The sequence below is a fragment of the Streptomyces sp. NPDC047061 genome (assembly GCF_040643955.1).
Classification (GTDB): Bacteria; Actinomycetota; Actinomycetes; order Streptomycetales; family Streptomycetaceae; genus Streptomyces.
The window spans coordinates 1-4,009 of record NZ_JBEYVI010000112.1; the positions used below are offsets into that span (position 1 = coordinate 1).

At 71.4% G+C, this 4,009-nt stretch carries 3 protein-coding genes; all 3 read right to left on the reverse strand.

Annotated elements, in window-relative coordinates; genetic code table 11:
- A partial coding sequence (locus ABZ887_RS50935) for a hypothetical protein (protein WP_361306537.1) occupies window positions 1–180 on the reverse strand: 180 nt, incomplete at its 3' end.
- A gap of 320 nt (window positions 181–500) precedes the next feature.
- Window positions 501–1,310 (reverse strand): SDR family NAD(P)-dependent oxidoreductase, encoded by an 810-nt coding sequence (locus ABZ887_RS50940; protein ID WP_361306539.1) that lies wholly within the window; start codon window positions 1,308–1,310, stop codon window positions 501–503.
- Between the two features lie 346 nt (window positions 1,311–1,656).
- A complete protein-coding gene (gene kdpB, locus ABZ887_RS50945; RefSeq protein ID WP_361306541.1) occupies window positions 1,657–3,810 on the reverse strand; it encodes a potassium-transporting ATPase subunit KdpB in 2,154 nt (717 codons plus the stop codon).
- Window positions 3,811–4,009 lie beyond the last annotated feature (199 nt).

Genomic DNA, 4,009 nt, shown 5'->3' on the forward strand with positions numbered 1-4,009 from the left:
GCCGAGGGTGGAGAAGTAGTCGACACCGGTCAGGCACATCACCCGCCACCAGCGCTGGCCCTGGTGCGCGGCCTCGGGCTGCGCCTGCTGGCCGCTGTGACCGCCCGACCTGCCCATGTCGGCCATGCCCTCCAGCATCCAGGCATGCAGCCGTCGCTGCGGGCGTTCGGTGGTGGCCATCGGCGTGCTCCCGGTGCGCGGCTCCGTTGGAGGACAGGCCATCACGCGGACGGCGGCACCAGCGTAAGCAGAGAGTGACGCATCGGCCCACGGGAGCGTGCTCCGAACGGCGTCAAGACTCCGTTAAGACAAGTCGGTCATGTGCACCGTTTTCCACTGGAGGCCGAGCGGAGGCCCTTGGGGAGGGTTCCGCCCGGCGCGTGGCACTCGATCAGCCCTGGGCGGCCTTGCGGCCGTGGTTGCCTTTCTTCTTCCGGCGGGCCTTCTTCTTGCGGGCGCGCTTTGACACGTACGTCAACTCCTCTGTGGGCGAAGGGCCTTCAAGCGCTGCGGCCGACCAGCAGGTCCGCCAGCTTGTTCAGACGCTTGACGGTGCGGTCCTCCGTGGCGGCCGGGGCAGGCGCGATGCGCGCGTCGCGGTCGTAGTAGGCGCCGTTGACGATCTCGACGGCCGGGTCGCACAGCCGGACCACGTGCGCGGCTCCCTCGGCGGGGGAGACGCCTTTGTGGGCGTACACGGGGAGCAGTGCTGTGTCACATACCCCCGGGTGCACGGAGACGGCGGTGACGCGCGGGTCGGCGGCGAACACCGTGAGGGCCAGCTGGGACTGGGCGTACGCGGCCAGTCGGGAGTAGCTGCGGGCGCGGTTGGGGTCGGACCACTGGATGGAGGCCGTGCGGTGCAGGGCCGAGGAGACGTTGACCACCCGGCCGCCGGGGTCGCTCGTCAGGGCCGGCTCCAGCAGGCAGGTGAGGAGGTAGTGGGCGAGGAAGTTGACCTGGAAGGCGATCTCGTTGCCGTCCGCCGTGACGGTGTGCCGCTCGGGGGCGGCCATGCCCGCGTTGTTCACCAGGACGTCCAGGTGCTGGCGGGTGGAGACGATGCTGCGGGCGAGCATCTCCACCTCCTCGAGGTGGGAGAAGTCCGCGGCGTACGGATGCAGTTGGGCGGCCTGGATGCCGGCCGTGGCGACCAGGCGGTCCGTGGCTGCCTGCGCCTCCTCGGCGGTACGGCCGTGCACCAGCACGGTGGCACCGCGCTCGGCGAGTTGCCGCGCGGTCTCGTAGCCGATGCCGGAGGTGGCGCCGGTGACCAGGACGGTACGGGAGGAGAGGGTGGAGTCGGGCATGATCCAATCCGGAGGTTGCGGGCACGTCGGGCGGCCCCGGTGATGGGGTGGCGGTGGACGTGCGGTGATGAGGTGATGAGAAGAGGCGGGGACGCCGTGTGGCATCACGGCGTCCCTCGTGTCACGGAAAGCGCGTCAGAAGGACGCGGGCGTTTCCGCGCGGCGCGGTGCACGACGGGACGGCCGAGCAGGACTCGGCGGCCGGTCGAAGAGGAGCCAGGCGCAGTTCACATCGTCCATGGAAGCCGTGCCGCACGCCCCGGGCAAGCCTGACTCACCTTCTCTGACGGGGCTCTGACGTGCGCATACGGGTCCTTGACGGCGGAGCCAGGCGGCAGGGCGCGGTTCAGCCAAGGCCGGGTACCCCCGAGATCAGCAGGTCGATCAGCTTGATGCCCACGAAGGGCAGCACCAGGCCGCCGAGACCGTAGACGAGCAGGTTGCGGCGCGGCAGGTCATGGGCGGAGGAGGGGGTGTAGCGCACGCCGCGCAGGGCGAGGGGGATCAGGGCGACGATGATCAGCGCGTTGAAGATGATCGCGGAGGTGATGGCGGAGGTAGGGCTGTGCAGGCCCATGACGTTCAGAGACGCCAGCCCCGGGTACGAGCCCGCGAACATCGCCGGGATGATCGCGAAGTACTTCGCGACGTCGTTCGTGATGGAGAACGTGGTCAACGCGCCCCGGGTGATGAGGAGTTGCTTGCCGATCTCGACGATCTCGATGAGCTTGGTCGGGTTCGAGTCGAGGTCGACCATGTTGCCGGCCTCCTTCGCGGCCGACGTACCCGTGTTCATCGCCACGCCCACGTCCGCCTGGGCCAGTGCGGGCGCGTCGTTGGTGCCGTCGCCGGTCATCGCGACCAGCTTCCCGCCCTCCTGCTCGCGCCGGATCAGCGCGAGCTTGTCCTCGGGGGTCGCCTCGGCCAGGTAGTCGTCCACGCCCGCCTCTTCGGCGATGGCGCGGGCGGTCAGTGGATTGTCGCCGGTGATCATCACGGTGCGGATGCCCATGCGGCGCAGTTCAGCGAAGCGTTCGCGGATGCCGTCCTTGACGACGTCCTTGAGGTGGATCAGGCCGAGCACCCTGGGGCCGTCCCAGTCGTGCACGGCCACCAGCAGGGGTGTGCCGCCTCCTGCGGCCACGGCGTCGGCGTACGACCGTGCCTCGGGCGGGACCTGGCCGCCGTACATCGCCACCCACTCGACGATCTGCTGGGCGGCCCCCTTGCGGATGGCGCACACGGCGCCGTTGTCCCAGCGCAGGTCGACGCCGCTCATCCGGGTCTGTGCGCTGAAGGGGATCCAGCGGGCGTTCGCCAACTCGCCCTCGGCGGGGGCGCGCAGGCCGTACCGGTTCTTGGCGAGGACGACGACGGATCGGCCCTCGGGCGTCTCGTCGGCCAGTGAGGACAGCTGGGCGGCGTCCGCGAGCTGTGCCTCGACGATGCCGGGCAGCGGGACGAAGGCGGCGGCCTCGCGGTTGCCGAGGGTGATGGTGCCGGTCTTGTCGAGGAGCAGGGTTCCCACGTCGCCGGCCGCCTCGACCGCCCGGCCGGACATGGCGAGCACGTTGCGCTGCACCAGGCGGTCCATGCCGGCGATGCCGATCGCGGACAGCAGGGCGCCGATGGTGGTCGGGATGAGCGTGACGAGAAGGGCGACCAGAACGGCCGTGGACTGGGCCGCGTCGGCGTACTCGGCCATCGGCTGGAGGGTGACCACGACCAGCAGGAAGATGATGGTCAGCGAGGCCAGCAGGATGTTCAGGGCGATCTCGTTCGGGGTCTTCTGCCGGTTCGCGCCCTCCACCAGGGCGATCATGCGGTCCAGGAAGCTGTGACCGGGACGGGCGCTGACCCGGACGACGATCCGGTCGGACAGGACCGTCGTACCGCCCGTCACACCGCTGCGGTCGCCTCCCGACTCCCGGATGACGGGCGCCGACTCACCGGTGACCGCGGATTCGTCGATGGCCGCGACCCCGTCGATGACGTCGCCGTCCGCCGGGATCATCTCGCCCGCCTCGACGAGCACGATGTCGAGGGGTTTCAGTTCGGTGGCGGCGACCGCCTCGGTACGGGCGCTGCGCAGGTCCGTGCCCCAGCGCCAGTCCGGCAGGCGCAGGGCGACCGTGTCCGTACGCGCCTTGCGCAGCGACTCCGCCTGCGCCTTGCCCCGGCCCTCCGCGACGGCCTCGGCGAGGTTGGCGAAGACCACGGTCAGCCACAGCCAGGCGCTGATGACCCAGGTGAACACGGCCGGGTGCAGCAACGCCGACAGGGTGGTCAGCGCGGCCCCCACGGACACCACGAACAGCACGGGGTTCCTGACCAGCGCCCTCGGATGCAGCTTGCGCAGCGCCTCGGGGAGGGAGCTGACGAGCTGAGCAGGGTCGAAGGCACCGCTCGGGGTACGGCGCCGGGTTCCTCCTCCCGGCGCCGGTCCTGAGGTGCGCTGGGGGCGGGACGGTGGGGCCTGCTCGGGCGCGGCGGGATGCATGAGACCTTCGGTGTTGGGCGCGGCATGCGTCAGGGCATGCCGACGGACTGGTCGGTGGACGAGAGAGCCGGGTGCGGGGGGGGGGGGGGGGGGCCCCCCCCCCCCGCCCCCCGGGGGGGGGGGGGGGGGGGGGGCCCCCGGGCCCCCCCCCCCCCCCCCCGGGCCGCCCCCCGGCCGCCCCGCGCGGCCGGGGGGAAAT

Coding starts and splice junctions, on each gene's coding strand:
- kdpB (WP_361306541.1), bottom strand. CDS start 3,810: ATGCATCCCGCCGCGCCCGAGCAGGCCCCACCGTCCCGCCCCCAGCGC.
- ABZ887_RS50940 (WP_361306539.1), bottom strand. CDS start 1,310: ATGCCCGACTCCACCCTCTCCTCCCGTACCGTCCTGGTCACCGGCGCC.